Consider the following 19,127-nt stretch of genomic DNA (forward strand, 5'->3'; position numbering starts at 1 on the left):
TTTAGTTTTATTATCTCAGTTGTATAATCGTTTTTTGGGGGATTGCTGCGCCCAGTCGGATACTTAAATCACCTGGTGATGAATTGCCAACAAGTATCGTATATTCCCCTTTTCGCCAAATTTTCTCTCCCTTTTCGTTGATTACCTTCAAATCTTCTGGCTCCAATGAAAAAGTCAATGTTTTTTCCTCACCTTTCTTTAGTGAAACCCGTTTGAATGCCTTTAAACTTTTCAAAGGAATACCTCCAGAGGTATCTTTAGGACTTACATATACCTGTACCACTTCTTCCATATCATACGCACCAATATTCGCAACATCAACAGTAATGGTCAATTTCTCTTTTTTATTCAATTTTAAAGAACTCAAGGCTAAATTCCTGAATTCGCTTTTGGAATAGCTTAGGCCAAAACCGAAGGGATACGCAGGTTCTTCCATCATATATTTATAGGTTCTTCCCCTCATCGAATAATCGTCATACGCTGGTAATTGGGCCACATTCTTCGGAAAAGTCAATGGTAAATGACCTGAAGGTAAAATATCCCCGAAAAGTACATCGGCTACAGCATTGCCCCCTTGTTCCCCGGGATACCAAATTTGCAAGATCGCATCGCAGTGTTCTTCAATGCCCTCCAGTGAAACCGGACTCCCACTGGCTACAACCAAAACCAATGGGCCCTTTTTATTTTCAGCGATTTCCTTTATGTATTTTATCTGGTTCGCAGGTAGTTTTAAATCTTTACGGTCCCCCTTATCCGCTGCCGCAATGGCATCTACTTCTTCTCCTTCCATGTCTGCCGTAATCCCCACGACACAAATAGTCACGTCGGATTCGGCGGCCACTTTGGGGGCCCAGTTCAAAGGATTCAAGTTGGCTTGAAAAGGAAGGGCACCCGAACGATAGTTCAACGAAGACCCCAATGAAACGGCATCGGTGATGCCCTCCAAGATGGTGACCAAATTAGGACTCACCCCGTAGTAATTGCCGATTAGCATATCGGCCGAATTGGCAAAGGGGCCAGTGACATAGGGCACTTTTATATCCTTGGGCAATGGCAGTACCTTGTTGTTGTTCTTTAAAAGGACAATCGATTTTTGTGCAACCTCGCGTGCCAAAGCTACATGCGCCTCACTGTGAATTTCTTCAGGGCCGATATTTACGTAGGGATTATTCTTAGAACCTCCTAAAATTCCCAACCTAAAACGAGTCTTGAATAGTTGTTTGGTACGTTCGTGAATAAGGGCTTCAGTCACCAAACCTTCTTCAAGGGCCTTTTTTAACTGTTTGTAGGTTTCACCACAATTTAGGTTTACACCGGCCTTTAAGGCTACGGCCGCAGCTTCCTCTGGTGTTTTTACGAACTTTTGCTTATATACAATACCCCCAATTGCCCCACAATCAGAGGTGATATAGCCATCAAATCCCCATTTATCCTTTAGTAGATCCTGCAATAAAAAAGTATTGGCACAAGCCGGCTCACCGAAAACCGCATTGTAGGCACCCATAACGCCTTCTACCTTCGCCTCGGTGACCAATGCTTCAAAAGCGGGTAAATACGTTTCATACAGATCCTGTTGGCTAGGTTCGGCATTGAAGGTATGTCTGATCTCCTCAGGGCCTGAATGTACGGCATAGTGTTTGGCGCATGCTGCTGTTTTTAAATAAAAAGGGTCGTCTCCTTGTAATCCTTTTACAAATGCAACACCTATTTTAGACGTTAGAAAAGGATCTTCCCCATACGTCTCTTGACCTCTTCCCCATCGGGGATCTCTAAATATGTTTATATTGGGTGTCCAAAATGTTAAACCTGCATATTTGCTATGGTTTCCCATGCTTTGGGAAATGGCAAATTTGGCCCTTGCTTCGGTAGAGATGGCGGAAGCAACCTGCTTGGCCAATTCAGGGTCAAAAGTAGCCGCCAAAGCGATGGCTTGGGGGAAAACCGTTGCCTTCCCGTTACGGGCAACACCATGCAAGGCCTCGTTCCACCAATCATAATCCGGAACCTTCAACCTTGGGATTGCCGCGGCGTGATTCGTCAATTGACTTATTTTTTCATCGACGGTCATTTGTGAAACCAAAATTTCCGATTGCTGGTCCACTGTTAAATTATCATCCAAAAAACTGAAATCAATGTCTTGTGCATATGAGGCAACATTCTGTATGGTCAGTAGTACTACAAATAATTGTCTTAAAATACGGGCTCTATTGGTCATTGGTAAAAATAGGGTTAGGTTCATTTGAATAAAAAAACAGTGCTGACTATGGTTATTATCATATAACTTCTTATGGGATCATTCTTTTTAAATTTTGAAAGGTATCTATACCTTAAAAGATTCACGTCTACCGTTGGCGTTCAAAGTATTTGCGCCACACAATAGGGCAGTGGGTGTTCCACTTTTCGTAAATATTTGGGGACTTTCTAGATTTAGTAACTGTTGCTTTCTTCCGTTTTCCCTTGTACATTTAGGCAACAGTTGATAGTTAAACCCAAAAGGGAAAAGAGTATCAATCATCCTTTAGTCTTTACAATTTTAGTTCTATTCATTTTGCCATGTGATAAATTCAGATTTGTACCTTAACATAGGTGGTAATTAGTGCATTGGAATTATTTCTTTGGGAATGTCCAGTTTTTTATCATCGGCGCCTCCGGCAAAGTTGCTGATGTTATAACTATTGGGTAAAGTCCAATCACATTCTACTCTGCCATCCCCCAATACAATGTTGCCCAACTTGTTTCTGAACCAATCTGCCAATGCCCTGTATTCTTTTTTATCCGCAACATTATTTTTTTCTAAAGGGTCGACCTTAAGATCATACAAGGCCATATCGGCTTTAGGTCGGTCACAGGTCAATGCCCATCTAACATCTTTGTTTTGGTCTGGACTATGAACATCATCCCACATATCCCTGCTGCGCATTGAAAAAGCAAAATCAAGGTTTCGCATATATGCTCGATGACCATTGACCACATTAATTTCTCCAAGGGCATATTGGCGTTTTGGTGCCTTATTGGTAATCACATCCTGTAAATCATAACCATCAAGGTAATTGTATTCTTTTTGAGCAATGTCAACACCACCTACAGCCAAAAATGTAGGTACAAAATCTACATATTCAACGATGTCGGTATTCACTTTACCTGCAGGAAATTTCTCTTTGTCCGATGAGACCACTATGACCGCATCATGTAAAGATTGCTTCCAAGGGCCGAATTTTGCCATGACGCCCTGTTCCCCCAGATGCCATCCATGATCACCTACCGTATAAACAATCAGGTATTCCTCATCTTTTTCTTCGCAATACTTTTTAAATGTTTCAACGGCATCACCGATCAGTGCATCTCCGTAGGCACAAAACGCATAGTAATCTCGAATGGCTTGTAGTTTTTCTTCTTGTTTTAATTGATCTGCTTTGCATTCGTTATAATGCAACACCAATTGAGGAGGAAAATTGGACAATTCATCCGTGCTGAACTCCGGAAGGTTGTATTTTTTGTTCTTGAAAATGTCTCGATATTTTTTTGGAGGTAAGACAGGGGTGTGTGGCCATGTAAAACCTATATTCAAAAATAATGGTTTATTGCTATCGGCACCCTCCACCTTTCTTCCCGATATGGTAGCATACGATTTATCAGTATTTTCAAGATAACTTTTGAATTCTTGTACAATTAATCCGTCTATAGTTTTTCCTGCCGGATTCGGGTTTTCTCCACCGATTATCAACGTATTGTGTGGTCGGGTATATACTCTTAGAATATCAAAATCCTTATCCACTTTTGCACGTAATTTTCGGTCGGCTTCCGGAATTTCTTTTTCTATATCATTCGTGATATATTTCACCTCGGGACCATTTGGATATATGGTGGTCTCCGTTCTGTTGATCAATTTAAAAATCCCATCAGGAAATTCTATAGTGGCACCAGTTGTAAATATATCTCCATACCCCTTGTTTTGAAGATCTCCTTCAAAATGAACGACTAAATCGAACATATCATTTGGTCTGTTTTTTGTCTTATCCAAGTTTTTATCAATTGACCAATGGGTTTTGCCGAATGCTGCAGTGCCGTAGCCTTTATTTCTCATAATTTGGGACACCAATGGTTTTGAAACGTCCGCCTCCTGATGCGAATAGAATTTATAATGCCCAGATCTAAACGGATAACGTCCCATATGCATTGAAGCTCTTGAAATTGCACACATGGGAGAATTGTTATAAGCATTAACGAACAATGTACCTTCAGCCGCAAGTTTGTCTATGTTAGGAGACATCACGTAGCCTAGACTGCTCTCGCTCTTACCAGTGGTTGCCCTGTTATAACATTCCAAAGCATCTGCCCTTTGGTCATCTGTTATTATCCAAAGGATGTTAGGCTTTGATTTTTGGGAATTATCTTGCCCTGATAGATTTATAGAACAAAAAAGAAATAGTATTAATTTCAGGATTGTTTTCATGTTACGTAATTATTAACTGGCTTTTACTTCATTAATGGCATATAAATAAAACTAATCCATATTGTTCAAGATGCCATATTTTTTCACTAGACAAATACTTTACAACCCTGTTAAATCAAGATTGTAACCTCTTCGAAATTTTCGAAAGCTTTGATTTATTCCAATTCAAACTTGAATACGGTTGCGATTTCGTTCATTCCATTTACAGGTATCGTCAGATAAAAGCTTTCAGCTGTCAGTTCCCAATTCACCGCTACATTAGAACCCAATACATTTACCTTTTTTATTGGTGCCGGAGGAATGTTGCGATGATAGCCTCCTATGGTACGTATTTCTATAAGTTCTCCTGCTTCCGGCTTTCCCAAGAAGAAAACATACATGGCCTTTTTGTCTTTCGCTACCGTAAATCGAATGTCCTCAGCAGTGTATTCTATTTTTGATGATTGTCCGCCGTGTGAACCATCTTCAGCTTTGGCAGGGCCATACCCAAAGACCCGCCCCAAATACTTAGGCCATCGTTTCTATATATCGATTTCGGGGAAACTTTTCCGAATTCAATCTTGAAATCTGGAGACGTATTTTCACGTTACTACCTTTGCTTTTTCCTGTTTGCAGGAGGCCAATGATGCTACACATAACGATATTATAATTACTTTCACTATTTTCATTTTCCCAAAGGTCAACATATTTATTCCTGAAATTGATCAAATTCTGGATTGACTTTGGCATTTTTAAAGATCGGTCGGTTTTTCCATAATTCATATGTAGCTTTAAGTTGAGTTGCCGATTCAGGATATTGCCCTTTGTCATCAGTCTCTTTAATCCAAGTTTCCAATACGTTTCTATGTTCCTGAAGAACGACTTCAAAACTTGAATCACTGGCAAGGTTGCTCATTTGGTGTGGGTCAGTTTCCAGGTCATAGAATTCCTCCTCTGGGCGAATTCCGAACCAATGCTCCTCTTGATATTCTGTGAGTTTGTCTTCTTCGTATAGGTCTTTCATATCCGTTACTATGGGTCTATTATCCCGATAACCGGCCTGCAGCATTGGTCGATTCGGGTAATAATTTCTTATATAGCGGAACTCTTCTGAACGAACAGTACGAATACGGTCAATTGTATAATCACACCTATCTCTAGCTCCTATGACGAATTTCGGAGCTCTATAATCTTTGGCGAACAAATTCTGCCCGTCAAGATATTCCGGTAATTCAGCTCCGGCCAAGGCTAAAGTCGTGGCACTAACATCAAGAAGCGATACAAGTTCATCACGGACTTTTCCCGCTTCAAGTGATGCATGATTTCCTTTAATGATCAAGGGCACTTGCATACCACCTTCATAACAAAATTGCTTGTGACGCAAGGAGGTATTGCTTCCGTGGTCGGAAAAGAAAAAAATAATCGTGTTTTCCAATTCGCCATCCGCTTTCAATTGAGCCAGAATCTTTTCTAGTTGTACATCCGATCCACGATTGGCATTGTAATGTGTAGTCCATGCCGCTCGTTGCGATGGAATATTCGGAAAATAGGGGGGCAGCGGAACATCATTAATTTCCAGCTTTTCTCCCTCCCGAACATATTTGGCATCTGCTTTTCCTCCCATGATTTGAACTTGACCAAACCAAGGTTGATCCTTATCAGGACGATTGCTCCATACAGCTTGGGTCAATGACATGAAGTTCTTAGCCCGGTTGCCTTGCCAACCATTCATGCCTGTTTTATACTCGTCAGAATTTCCCACATCATAAAGTACATTACGGTCGTAGTGAAAATTGTAATCGTCTTTACCATTGTTGAAGGTAAAATAGCCAGCAGCTTTCATGAGTTCGGGTATGGTCTTGACATATTTAGGAAGATGGATTCGAAGCGCTTCAGGAACAATTTCACCATCGACGGTTCGGCTTGAACGGTGTTGATGCGTACCAGTGGAAGTTTGCATTACACCGGTTATCAATGCAGATCTACTTGCTGAACAGACGGGAGCCGTGGAATAGGCATGTTTAAAAAGGACACCTTCTGAAGCCAATTGATCGATGATTGGCGTGTGCCCCTGGTTTATTGAATCGCCATAGCAGCCCATAAATGGAGACAAGTCTTCGGCTATTATCCATAGGATATTTGGTCGTATTACCTCTTTTGAATCGAGTTCAAAACATGAGAGTAAAGTCAATAGCGCAATAAGTATTGCCGTTGTTTTCATATTGTTTTGTTGATACGTGAGTATAGTTTCACTACTTACTTAAAATTCAATGATCAATTTGCCGATAAATTGGTCTCCCATAGGTTCTATTTAAGGAGTTCTATTGTCCTTCCTCTATATATTGCTTTGCAAGATAGGCGTAGGTTTCACTATCGGAATTCGCAAATGTTTCAATGTTATTTAGAATTTCGCGTGATAATTCATGCTTTGGCGATAAATGGCTGAAAAAGCTATTAAGTTGATTTTTACTCATTGCCGATAACTTACCAGATAGGATGTCAACAACAAAAGGGGGTGCTGTATCCAAATTTTTCAGTAATAAACTACGGCTGCCAACATCTATTTTATCGAAAGCTTGCCAGAAGGGTAGTTGCAAGTTCGGGGTTGCTTTAAAATGTGTCATAAAGCTTTTCGCAACGACACTGCGAACCAATGGGATGGCCGTTTTGAATATTTCCGAAATTTGAACATGATGTTGCAGATATAATTCCTGATCCATTTTTTCCAATGCAAAAAGCTGGTATTCCGGGTTATTGCTATAGAGCATATCGATTATTATATTCTCGTTTAATACAGCAAGGGTCCTAGCTTTTAATTTTTCACGAATATCCCCATGTGCTAAATGCCAAGCGGTGTAACAAGAATAAAGTGCACCAGGTACAATAGATTCTTTTACTTGGGTAATGGTCGCCCCCGAAACGGCATCCACGCCATTAACAGTCCGCATTTTAGGTTGCTCTACCAAACGGTCAATACTTCTTCTTCCCAGGATACTTTTATCATCGGTCAAAAGTTCATGTAGTTTTTGATAATCTTCTTCCAGAAATATATCATGGTCGTATTTGGTCAAGGGTAAATCGGGATAGCGGTCAAAACCGGCATATTCCCCTAAAAGTGTCCAATACAATTTTAGATTCATTAATTTGCATTCTCCATCAGCGCATACGGGGGTCGAAATAGCAGCGGTATATAGAACGGGTTCTTTCCTTTGATTCAGTAAAACATCGATACCCTGTTTTCCCACAGAATCTACTTCGATGAAAAACTCCGTTTTTTGGGATGTCAGTTTTGTGCCAACGTTCCATTGCAATACATAAAATTCAGGCGCTTTATCCAAAAAATCACTCATAGGAAGCTTGTTGGGAACCTCCTTTAATTCACTGGTGGGTCTTCCTGAAAAGAGCAGTATAAGTAGAAGTATGGAAAAAGAGGTTTTCATTGTTTTGAATCTGGGATCTTTTCAAATTTCTGCTCTTCTATCAACGCTAAATATTCATCTAAATAACCGGTATAAATCTCCCTCGGATTAACATCGTACTTTTTGCAAAGGGCAGCGGCAAAACCCACTGCAGCGCCCATCTGGCCCGTGGTTCGCATAACCCTTGGTCCGCCCAACCCTGCGTGGGAACAGCTGAAATTTCTTCCGGCCATAAAAAGATTGGAAATATTCTTGGAGTACAAACTTCGATACGGAATATAATATTCAGGAGTATTGTAAAAAAGTGCCTCCGATATAAAATCAGGGTTGTTCTCATTTTCAAGTACCGTCTGATAGTGTATATCGACGGCCCTTATTTCAATCACCACCCCATCGCGAAATTTGCGCCCTTCCTTTGCATCGTTAAAGGTGAAAACATGGTCGCCAATTAATCTTCGTGATTCCCTTTTCCCTACTAAATAGGATACCCATTCAAGTTCGCGATGGGCATTTTCAGGCTGTTTTTTGGCATTTGCGAACGAACCATAAATAGCCCGTAGCATGTGGTCGCGAATTTCTTCGGCGTCATCGATTTGGTTCAAATCCGGACTGCTGAACTCCCATTGCCATTCCCCGGCTACTTTTGCATAATCCTTAGCCACAGGCATGGCCCACGGTACCTCTGGAAAAGCCTGTTGGGATGATGTTTCTTTTGAACCCCATAATACCGATGAGCCCATGACGGCATTGTCGGGTTCTTTCGGACTCCATAATTCACCATGCTCTTCCCATTCCTCTCTGTATGTATCCACACTTTCACGGCCATATGAAAACTCGGCACCTGCCCAATATCCTATCCAACCGTCACCCGTGGAATCTACAAATCGCGGGGCTGTAAACCGAATGCGATCTCCTGTGGATGTATGTCTTGCGTCCACATATTGAATGATACTGTCCTTGGCTAGGGCATCATAGGCCCGGTGATTCAGGAATAGGTCGATATTGCTATAATTTTTAACGTTATCATCCCGTTTTTTCTGGTCGAGTTTTGCCTCATCACTCCCATTGGGGTAGTGCTCGGTATCTATTTTTTTAAGAATGCGTTCAAAGTTCCCATAGATACCCAGCGTATGAACCCTGATCTCTTCACTGGCATTCCCACCAAGTACAGGGCGGTCATGAATCAATGCGATTTTTAGGCCTTCCTCCGCTGCGGCTATAGCCGCGGCACAACCGGCGATTCCCCCACCTACAACCACTAAATCATATGATTTCGTGATTGGTGGCGCATTGGGTTCGGACTTGATGGTCTTTCGCCATGATGCCAGCTTTTTAGAAGAAGATGGTGGTTCTTCATTTTTTGTGGAAAAATAAATAGCATCAACCCTGCCATTGAATCCAGTCAAATCGATGAGTTCCAGTTGAATTTCATGTGCTGTCACATTGATGTTGTCGACATATTCCCATCCCCAACCAGAGCGGAGACCTAACGTCTTGTCAATCAATTGTGAATTTACTTTTAGTTGAAATCGCCCTGGTGCCTCCCAATTGCCAGGGACCCAGTTCTTGGTTCGTACCCAAACGTGATACTTACCAACGGTTTCGAATTTCACTTTGGTCATGGCATTTTCAACAGGCACCCCCATGCCATGCGCCAAAAGATAGGGGGAACCCATCTGTTGTTCAAATTGAGGGTCGATTACCCAACCTCCCGGATTGTCAAAGTTTTCAGCCTCGATCAATAGTTCCTGGGCCAAAAGGGCATTAAAGAAGAAGATGAAAAAAAGCGGTATAATTTTTCTAAATAGATTCATCCGTATTATTCTAATCATTCCAATGTTCATCGATTACTTTTTGAATATGGGGGTATTTGGCATCGGTCTCGTTCAAATTCTCCCGCATTTGTTCCATTTGGGTTTTTAAATCAGCGATGACCGAAGCATAGGCAGGGTCTTTATAGACATTGTTCATTTCTTTTGGGTCTTTGCTTAAATCATAGAATTCCCATGCGGGGGGCGTATGCGTGATAAAATCATTGCCCCAACTCTCCTTATTCCATGTGGCATTAGGGTCATCGGTATCTACCCAATATTTTCCGTAGAAGAAGATTAGTTTATAGTCTTTGGTGCGAATGCCAAAGTGGGCCGGATTTTGGTGTTTATGTGCCAAATGCATCCAATACCGATAATAGGTTGCCTGTTGCCAATTTTCAGGTTCTTCGCCAGTTTCCAAAATGGTCTTAAAGCTTTTTCCCTGCATGTAATCCGGTGCTTTACCTCCAGCCAATTCTATCAACGTAGGGGCAAAATCGGTATTATTGATTATGGCATCGGTTCTTGTACCAGGTTTGATATTTTCAGGATATCTGACAAAGAAAGGCATCCGCATGGACTCATCGTACATCCATCGTTTATCAATATAATCATGTTCCCCCAACATAAAACCTTGATCCCCGGTATAGACAATGATGGTATTTTCCATTAATCCCTCTTCTTCTAAATAATCCAACAGGCGTTTTACATTGTCATCGACTCCTTTTACGCAACGCAGGTATTTTTTCAAATAATCCTGATACACCTTACTTGTGTATTCCCGCTCAGCTGGGTTCATTTCCCATTTCACATATTCTTCAGGTCTAATATCCTTGGCTTCCCGGTATTTTTTATAAATCGTGGTGTCATTCCAATAGATATTCATGGCTTGGTTACGAATTAAATTTCGACGTGAAACTGATGAACCAATAATCCGGGTTAATGAATCGTTTTTTCCTCTTGTCCCAATTGAACCATTATTAGCATTATCATATAAACTTTCCGGTTCTGGAATAAATGTATCTGCCAAATAACTGTCATATCTTGGGGCATTTTCGAAATCATCATGGGGTGCCTTAAAGTGATGCATCAAAAAGAAAGGTTTATTCGGGTCTCTTTTGTTCTTCAGATAATCCAAGGTGATGTCCGTAATCATGTCTGATGAATGTCCTTTGGTCTGGACCAAATTTTCGGGCCAGGGCTTATCACCACGAACCCTAAAATCAGGATCGAAATATTTCCCTTGAACCGGAAGTACTTTATAATAATCAAAGGCAGCAGGTTCATCATGCAAATGCCATTTACCGACTATGGCAGTCTGGTAGCCCAGTTTTTTCATTTCAAGTGGCAAGTATTGATTTTCAGGGGCGAGAGAACCTTCCAAATCTATGACCCCATTTGTTTGCGCTCGTTGACCTGTTAATATTGCAGCCCTACTTGGCACGCAAATGGAATTATTGACAAAACAATTCTGAAAAATGATTCCCTCATTGGCAAGTTTGTCCAGCGTTGGGGTAGGGTCGAGGCTTGCCAAACGGCTGCCATAAATACCAAAGCCTTGGGTCGTATGGTCATCCGCCATGATATAGATGATATTTGGTTTTTGAACCACGGTGGCACTTTTTTCATTGCAGGAAAATAGGGGTCCTGTTAGTATCAAAACAAGCAGCATTCTTTTTATATACATCATCATATTCATTATTTTATGGAGTGGCATTTAATTGGGGTTTGATCTGACTTATATCCAAAGGATCATTTAATTCCTTTTGCAACTGGATCAATTCGATGAACATGGCATTAATTCTGTCTTTGTATTCCGGTTTTTTCGCTAGATCATCCATTTCTTCTGGGTCGTTGGTCAAATCGAAGAGCAATATCTTATTCAGTTTAGGGTAGATCAATAACTTAAATCCGTCCTTTCTTATCATTCGCTGTGTACTCACGTAACCCCCATAGATGGCATCGTAATGACTGGTGCTTCGTTCGCCATTGAGAATATCCAAGAAACTGTTGAAATAAACATAATCCGGCTTTTCAATCCCCGCTAGTTCTAGACTAGTGGCCATAGCATCCTGTAAATAAATATCCGTATCGATTTTTTTGCCCTTCTCAATTTTAGGCCCGACAATCGTGAATGGTGGGCGGATACTATGGTCAAACAGGGATTGCTTTCCCAACAGCCCATGGCGCCCCATGGCCAAACCATGGTCCGCGGTGAAAATGATATAGGTATTATCCATTTTGCCGCTAGCTTCCAATTCATTCAGAATTGCCCCAATTTGATCATCAAGATGGGTGATCAATGCATAATATTCCTGAATATGTTTCTTTGTGGCATATTCCGTTCTAGGGAATGGTGCCAAAGCCTCATCCCTTAAGTCAGGTCCATTACCTATACTATCCTTAAACGGGTACATGGGCATCCAACTTTTGGGCAAACTGATATTTTCCAACGGATATTTATCCAGGTATTCTTGAGGTGCTTGTCTTGGGTCATGGGGGGCATTGAAGGCCAGGTACATAAAGAAAGGGGTATCCTTGGTTTTGGCTTTAGTGATGAAATCGATTGCATCGTCTTTAAGGACTTCGCTCCAATGTTTGCCTCCTTCCCAATAACCTCCGAACTTCTTATCCGTTGGGGTCCACGATGTATCATTCTCATTTAATGGACGATTATACCCTACCGCTTTTATATCTGATTCTGATTTGCCATTTTTTAGCATTTCATTTATCATTGGAATTGATCCACCGTGGCTCCATGAATCTCTTGGCATGCCTGGCCTCACATGGGTAACATGCTGAAAAACGGAATCTGCCGGGGCATCTACATGCCATTTACCGGTCATGTAGGTTTCATAACCTGCCCCCTCCATTAATTTTCCCCAAGTTTTGTCCATTTCTTGCCCTCCTATCCAATTTTGTCTGAATTGGTCAGTCTCCCAAACACTGCGTCCTGAAATGAGCATGGCCCTTGATGCTTGGCATACGGCACCGTTCCATGCACCCATATTATAAGCATGGGTGAATGTTGTTCCAGTAGCGACCAAGCGATCGATATTTGGAGTCTGGATCTCTGTATTGCCCACTGCATTAACAGCTGTATAGGTCATATCATCCGCAAAAATGAAAACAACATTAGGTTTAGCCGTTTCTGATGCCTCTTCTGTTTTGCAATTCAACACCAATGCGATAATGACTAGGGCAAATAGTTTTTTCATAGGACTATAATTTTTCTATTTGAATGTAATAAGCGGGAATTTCAATGTTCTCGGCCGTAAGAAAAGAGCATTTGAGGGTATGACTCCCTGGTTTTAATTTGGTTTTAAGTTCGATGTAAGGTTGGTCTGTGTCGGTTTCGGCGAAAATGGTATTGCCACCAATTTCAACCTTCCCCGTTTTTATAGGGATCGGTTGTCCTTTTGGAAGTGCATCACGAAAAGCCGTTCCCGGAATTTCTTCGGTAGTGGCTTTTAATGTTAACCCAGATTCAGGAGGATAGCGATACAATTTAAAACGATACTCCCCTTCATCCTGCACTTTTACGCTATAATAGCCAGCGGGGAATAGCTTACCCTCACGGATCTGTACCTGGTTCCATGGAATCCCTTCCGTGGTATGCATATCATGGACGCTTATAGTTACAGGATTGGCGATTTTATTGCCAAGTGGAATTTCCGCATACTTTATATCAGGTTCCACGCTTGCCCACCAATTATCGTAAAACAGATTCATTTCAGAAACAAGGTCAGGATGTTTATCGGCAAGGTCATTGGCTTGGCCCAGGTCATCGGCCAAATTATAGAGTTCCTTGCCATCGATCAATCGCCATTCCGAGGACATGACACAACTATTTTTACCTTTTTCAGGCCATTGGTTCCTTTGGGTATCGACCACCAACATACGGTCAATATCCTGTGCTTCTCCCCGCATTATATTGGCAATGCTTGTGCCATCCAATATTTTTTTGGATTCGAAAGTCAGGCCTGCCAATTCGGCCAATGTTGGGAGGATGTCAACATGGGCGGTCAGTGCGTTACGTTTTGTTTTTTGTAAGATTTCACCATTTGGCCAGCTGATAAAGAAAGGTACACGATGGCCCCCATCATAATGACTTCCTTTTGTTCCCCGTAACCCGGCATTATACCCTAAAATGGGTTGTTCTTTATTTCCTTTTGCAATACCGGCGGCAGTACCATTATCTGTCGTGAAAATCAATATGGTATTGTCATATTGCCCTGTTTTTTTTAGATGTGAAATCAATTTACCCAAATTGTCATCGATATTGGAAATCATCCCATAGAATCTTTTCTGTTGTTCAGATAGCGGAGCGGATTCATATAACTTGGCATAGGATTCCGGTACGTTGAACGGGCCATGGGCGGCATTCAAGGCTAAATACATAAAGAAAGGTTCGTCACTAGGGGTATTTAGGTATTCAATGGCTTCGTTGAACCAAACATCCGTACAATACCCACTTGATTTTTCGGGTATACCATTTCTAAGGTAGGTGTCATCAAAATAGTCATTGTTCCAGAAATCCGGGGTCTGGTTTACACCGCCACCACCAAGGTAGAAGGCATGTTGAAATCCTCTGTCATTAGGTCTAAATGGGTAGTTGTCCCCCAAATGCCATTTGCCGAACATGGTGGTACGGTATCCATTTTTTTCAAAAACCTGAGGTAGGGTTTCCTCATCTTCCAAAAGGATGGAACATCCCGCAATTGTGTGCCACGCATTGTTTCGATCGGCATTTCTACCTGTTAACAATCCGGCACGAGTAGGGGCGCAGGTGGTCCCCACATGAAAGTTTGTAAGTTCTAGTGATGCCGATGCGAATGCATCTAACTGGGGGGTTTTTAGTATCGGATTGCCATGATACGCCAAATCACCATATCCTTGATCATCGGTTAAAATGATGATGACATTGGGTTTTGCCATTTCTTCCATGTTTACCATATCAGCCTCCTTGCAATTAAGAAGTAGGATTACCGATAAAATAGCGAACATAAGATGACGTAACAGGACCTTCATTTTTCTACTAGTTAGAATCTGACGGCATATTTACCGTTTTTCTATGTTTTACATATTCACTCGGGATGACCCCAAATTGTTTTTTAAAGCATTTTGAGAAATAGGAAGCGGTGTTGAAACCCGTCATGTACATTATTTCCTTTACTGACAAATCACTGGTTTCGAACAGCTGTACTGCCCTTTTGAGTCGGACATTTCTGATGAATCCACTTGAGGACAATCCTGTAAGCTCTTTGAATTTGAGATAGAGGTTACTGCGGCTAAGCCCCATTTCCTTAACCATCATTTCAACATTAAAATCAGTGTTCATCATGTGCTTTTCAACAATTTCCATGGCATTGTTTAGAAACTTTTCATCGCTTGATGTTACCGTGATTTCGCTTGGATTGATGACTATATTTCTATTGAATCGTTTTCTTAAGGTGGCCCTTTGCGAAATGATATTGGTCAATTTCAGTTTTAGCACCTCCATATTGAACGGTTTTGTCAGGTAATCGTCAGCTCCCAATTTTAAACCTTCCTTTTCGCTCTCCTCAGATGATTTGGCGGTCAATAATAGCACTGGTATATGACTTGTTTCTTTTTGGGATTTTAATGCCTTGCAGAATTCCATTCCATCCATAACGGGCATAAGAACATCACAAAGGACGATATTAGGGATAATCCTGTTTGCGATCTTTAACCCTTGACTGCCGTTTTCGGCTTCATAAATTGTAAATTCATCATGCAGGGAACGTTTAATAAATGTCCTGATATCCTTATTATCATCAATAATCAATAAAACAGGATGTTTGGACCTTGAATTGGAGAGGTTCTCATCCTCAATCTCATCATTGATACCAATGGCAAACGATTCTGTCTCTGTGGAGCGGACCAAGAAATCACTATCGGTTATTTCTTTAATGGTAATTCCCTTCACTTTGACATAGGCTTCTTTTTGGGTAGGAAGGCTTACCACGAACTCCGTGCCTTGCCCTGGTGAACTTGTTAGGTCTATAGTGCCTTGATGAAGTTCAACCAGACTTTTGGTAAACGAAAGCCCAATGCCTATACCCTCAGGATTCATATGCACTTCATTGCCGGCAGCATAGAACCTTTTGAAGATCTCGTTTATTCTTTCCTCAGGAATCCCGGTACCGGAATCCTTCACTTTTATCGACACTGTTTCCTGGGTATTTTGTATCCCTTTTGAAACCTCAATGGTTATCTTTCCGTTTTCGGGGGTGAATTTAAAGGCATTGGAAAGCAGGTTGTTCATTATTTTTTCCAAGGCTTCATGATCGAAATAGGAAACAAGGGTAGCTTCATTGGCTATAATATTCAGCGCTATATTTCTTCTAAGCGCCATAAACTGGAAAGGTTCTGTTACTTCTTTGATAAAGGACACAATATCGGTGTTGCGCACTACAAGGTGCATTTTGCCCTGGTTGATCTTTCTGAAATCCAAAAGTTGGTTAACAAGCCTAAGCAAATAGTCTGTATTCTTTTTCATTATGGTATACTGCTCTTGGACCACACTGGTGTCCAATACGCCATTTTTTTCCTGTAAATACTCCAAGGGACCTTTGATAAGCGTCAAAGGTGTTCTGAATTCATGGGATATATTGGTAAAGAATTCCAGTTTTACCCGTTGCATTTCTTCGGATTTCTTTTTTTCAATGGACTCCAGTTCCAATTGATGCTTTTTGGTAGTGCGTATGAATGTGTACCGCCAAAAGAGCCATAATAGGCCTAGCGCCAACAATCCATAAAAACCATAGGCCACGTCAGTACGCCATAATGGAGGTATGACCCTTATTTTGATTTGGGCGGGAGTAGGGTCCCAAAGGCCATCATTGTTTGAAGCTTTTACCTTAAGGGTGTAAAGGCCAGGTCCTAAATTCGTATAGGTGGCAAAACGTTTTGAAGACGTCGTTTGGATCCATTCCTTATCAAAACCATTTAGCATATATGCAAAATGGTTGTTTGTAGGTGAGGCAAAATGTAGGGCCGCAAATTCGAATGAAAAGCTGTTTTCGCTGTACTTTAAGTCTAATTTATCGGTTTCTCCAATTTCCTGTTTCAAGAGGACACGTCCATTTATTTCTTCTCCTTTTCGAATAGGTTCGTTAGAAATAAGAAAATCGGTGATTACCGTTTCCGGTGTAAAAGAATTCTCTACAATATCCCTTGGATAGAAGGCATTAAAACCATTTACACCCCCAAAAAGCATTTCCCCGTCCTTTCTTTTTAGGCAAGCCAATTCTTGGAATTCATTGCTCTGGAGCCCATCATTAAAATTGAAATTCTTGAATATTTCCCCTTGTGGATTAAATTTCGAAAGGCCTTGATTTGTAGAAATCCATAAATCACCATGCTCATCTTCCAAAATTCCTTTTATGACATCATTGGGTAAGCCTTCCGCTTCGGAGTAGGAAATGAATCCGTCATTTTTACCATCTTTTGAGGGAACGAGTTTATTTAATCCACCACCAAAAGTACCAATCCATAAATCACCTTTTTGGCTTTCATAAATTGAAAGGATATAATCATGGCTAATACTGGAATCATTTACTGGATCATTTCTGAAAACTTCGAACCTCGGATGATTTTTGAACTTTTCTTCCTTGGTCAACATGCTTAACCCATTGGCTGTCGCAAACCAAATATTACCTTCTTTGTCTTCAATAATGCTCCTTATGATACTGCCTGAAATTGAATTGGATTCTGATGGGTTGTGAACAAGATTATCTTTCAGATAGCCACCATCCCAATCATTTTCTTTCATCCAACGGTGCACTCCACCACCATAAGTGCCGATCCATAGGTTTTGGTGAGAATCCGCATAAAGGGCAAAAACACTTTTGTCTATACCTTCAACGATTTTTATTTTATCGGGACCAATTTGATTTGGATGGGTTATGTCCAGTTCATATAATCCAGTTTCCCCTTCCGCCCCTATGAACAATTTCTTTTTGTTGCCTTCATTTATTTCTGTGATGGCGAATGGCTTGGTTATACCATTGAATATTTCAAAATTATCATATGTACCATTGTCATGTTCTTTTCTTAACATATTCAATCCACCCCCTTCGGTACCTATCCATAAATAACCATTGCTGTCCTCATAAATAGCCCTAATCTTATCATAGCTTAAACTATTGGGGTTCGGGTTTTTTCTGAAATGTCTGAATTGCTTTCGGTTTGGATCAAACTTGTTAATGCCACCACCATTGGTGCCAATCCAAATAATTCCGGTTCTATCAATAAATATCGATTTAACTATGTTTTTGCTCAGGCTATATTCACTTTGAATATTGTAGTTGTATTGACCTGATAATTGGGGTATGCCTTCTTCGTCATGTTCACCGAAATAATAGAGCCCGTCATTCGCTCCTGCCCAGATATGGTTATTGTTATCTACTTGAATGGCATTAAAGTGCCCATCACTTATCTTATGCGCTACAATTTCCTGATTATTGTTTTTTTGATAATACAGTCCTTTTTCCGTACCAATGACCAATTTCCCGGTTTTATCCTCCGCAATACTGCGTACGTTTAAATTGGGAAGCCCCAATAATTTATTGACCAATTGAAAGTATAATTTCCCGTTTTGATCACGGGCCAATTTATAAAGGCCACCATGGCTGCCAACCCATATTTGATTGTTGCTATCCTCAAAGATATCGAATATCGAGTTTCCGTCCCACCCGATCATAAAAGGGTCTTTTTCAGGATTAAAACGTTGAAATCGTATTGAGTCTTGGGTGATTTCAAGATCCAACATATTCAAACCATTGTTCGTGCCAACCCACAATCGGTTTTTACTGTCGAGAAAAACCTTTGTCACGTGGTCATTGCTTAGACTTGAATCATTTTCCTTATTATTTTTATATTGTACGAACGATCCCGTTCTGTGATCAAAGTAGTTCAATCCGTTACCCGTAGTACCCACCCACAGATTGTTTTCATTATCCCCGGTAATATTGAAAATGAGGTTACTGCTGATGCTTCCCTTTTTCTTGGAATCCGGCTTGTATACGGTAAATCGGTACCCATCATATTTGTTCAGTCCATCATGGGTCCCAAACCACATAAAACCAAGCTTATCTTGATAAATTGTGTTGATGTCGCTTTGGGAGAGGCCATCATCCGTAGTAATATGGCTAAAGTGAATTGATTCTTGGGAAAATACAGTAGGGCTGATTGTCAAGGCAGCAATCACAAAGAATGAAGCTAATCCACTATGTAATAAATAATGTTTCATCATGTGATCCATACGTCATTTAAAGATACCATTTTTTATACTTATCAAGTACCCCTAAAAATCCAAGTGAAATGGTCCATTTTTGCTGTTCAAAGTGCATCTTACAAAAATACCCAACATTGGTGCATAACTGGGTAGATATGGTTTTGACCGTATAACATATGATTCTTTTTAGATCAAGTTGTTTT

The 19,127-nt window shown here is 40.8% G+C and carries 10 protein-coding genes; all 10 read right to left on the minus strand.

Going from position 1 to position 19,127, the window contains the following annotated elements; translation table 11 throughout:
* Positions 1–10: 10 nt before the first annotated feature.
* The 10 genes from WBM98_RS01355 to WBM98_RS01400 all read right to left on the minus strand — a co-directional run bounded on the left by WBM98_RS01355 (position 11) and on the right by WBM98_RS01400 (position 18,942).
* The gene (locus WBM98_RS01355) at positions 11–2,215 is read right to left on the minus strand and encodes a glycoside hydrolase family 3 C-terminal domain-containing protein (protein ID WP_424364219.1); all 2,205 of its coding nucleotides are present in this window, start codon (positions 2,213–2,215) and stop codon (positions 11–13) included.
* A 378-nt stretch (positions 2,216–2,593) separates the two neighbouring features.
* Positions 2,594–4,453 (minus strand): sulfatase-like hydrolase/transferase, encoded by a 1,860-nt coding sequence (locus WBM98_RS01360; protein WP_424364220.1) that lies wholly within the window; start codon positions 4,451–4,453, stop codon positions 2,594–2,596.
* 155 nt (positions 4,454–4,608) lie between these two features.
* A complete protein-coding gene (locus WBM98_RS01365; RefSeq protein WP_424364221.1) occupies positions 4,609–4,956 on the minus strand; it encodes a hypothetical protein in 348 nt (115 codons plus the stop codon).
* Between the two features lie 185 nt (positions 4,957–5,141).
* Positions 5,142–6,653, minus strand: coding sequence for a sulfatase family protein (locus WBM98_RS01370; protein ID WP_424364222.1), 1,512 nt, complete (start codon positions 6,651–6,653; stop codon positions 5,142–5,144).
* Positions 6,654–6,753: 100 nt separating this feature from the next.
* Positions 6,754–7,872, minus strand: coding sequence for a hypothetical protein (locus WBM98_RS01375; protein ID WP_424364223.1), 1,119 nt, complete (start codon positions 7,870–7,872; stop codon positions 6,754–6,756).
* Positions 7,869–9,665 (minus strand): FAD-dependent oxidoreductase, encoded by a 1,797-nt coding sequence (locus WBM98_RS01380; protein WP_424364224.1) that lies wholly within the window; start codon positions 9,663–9,665, stop codon positions 7,869–7,871. Before WBM98_RS01380 ends, WBM98_RS01375 begins: the two co-directional genes overlap by 4 nt.
* A 10-nt stretch (positions 9,666–9,675) precedes the next feature.
* Positions 9,676–11,244, minus strand: a complete 1,569-nt coding sequence (locus tag WBM98_RS01385; protein ID WP_424364242.1) for a sulfatase family protein — start codon at positions 11,242–11,244, stop codon at positions 9,676–9,678.
* Positions 11,245–11,365: 121 nt separating this feature from the next.
* Positions 11,366–12,880: a sulfatase-like hydrolase/transferase gene (locus tag WBM98_RS01390; protein WP_424364225.1), complete on the minus strand. Its 1,515-nt coding sequence runs from the start codon at positions 12,878–12,880 to the stop codon at positions 11,366–11,368.
* Positions 12,881–12,884: 4 nt separating this feature from the next.
* Positions 12,885–14,693, minus strand: a complete 1,809-nt coding sequence (locus WBM98_RS01395; protein WP_424364226.1) for an arylsulfatase — start codon at positions 14,691–14,693, stop codon at positions 12,885–12,887.
* Positions 14,694–14,700: 7 nt separating this feature from the next.
* Positions 14,701–18,942 (minus strand): two-component regulator propeller domain-containing protein, encoded by a 4,242-nt coding sequence (locus tag WBM98_RS01400; RefSeq protein WP_424364227.1) that lies wholly within the window; start codon positions 18,940–18,942, stop codon positions 14,701–14,703.
* Positions 18,943–19,127 lie beyond the last annotated feature (185 nt).

Origin of the sequence: Maribacter sp., assembly GCF_049667165.1 — a bacterium.
Classification (GTDB): domain Bacteria; phylum Bacteroidota; class Bacteroidia; order Flavobacteriales; family Flavobacteriaceae; genus Maribacter_A.

Bases quoted from the DNA above. Each gene is read 5' to 3' on its own strand.
- WBM98_RS01355 (WP_424364219.1), bottom strand. From the start codon at position 2,215: ATGACCAATAGAGCCCGTATTTTAAGACAATTATTTGTAGTACTACTG.
- WBM98_RS01360 (WP_424364220.1), bottom strand. From the start codon at position 4,453: ATGAAAACAATCCTGAAATTAATACTATTTCTTTTTTGTTCTATAAAT.
- WBM98_RS01370 (WP_424364222.1), bottom strand. From the start codon at position 6,653: ATGAAAACAACGGCAATACTTATTGCGCTATTGACTTTACTCTCATGT.
- WBM98_RS01375 (WP_424364223.1), bottom strand. From the start codon at position 7,872: ATGAAAACCTCTTTTTCCATACTTCTACTTATACTGCTCTTTTCAGGA.
- WBM98_RS01380 (WP_424364224.1), bottom strand. From the start codon at position 9,665: ATGAATCTATTTAGAAAAATTATACCGCTTTTTTTCATCTTCTTCTTT.
- WBM98_RS01385 (WP_424364242.1), bottom strand. From the start codon at position 11,244: ATGGCGGATGACCATACGACCCAAGGCTTTGGTATTTATGGCAGCCGT.
- WBM98_RS01390 (WP_424364225.1), bottom strand. From the start codon at position 12,880: ATGAAAAAACTATTTGCCCTAGTCATTATCGCATTGGTGTTGAATTGC.
- WBM98_RS01395 (WP_424364226.1), bottom strand. From the start codon at position 14,693: ATGAAGGTCCTGTTACGTCATCTTATGTTCGCTATTTTATCGGTAATC.
- WBM98_RS01400 (WP_424364227.1), bottom strand. From the start codon at position 18,942: ATGATGAAACATTATTTATTACATAGTGGATTAGCTTCATTCTTTGTG.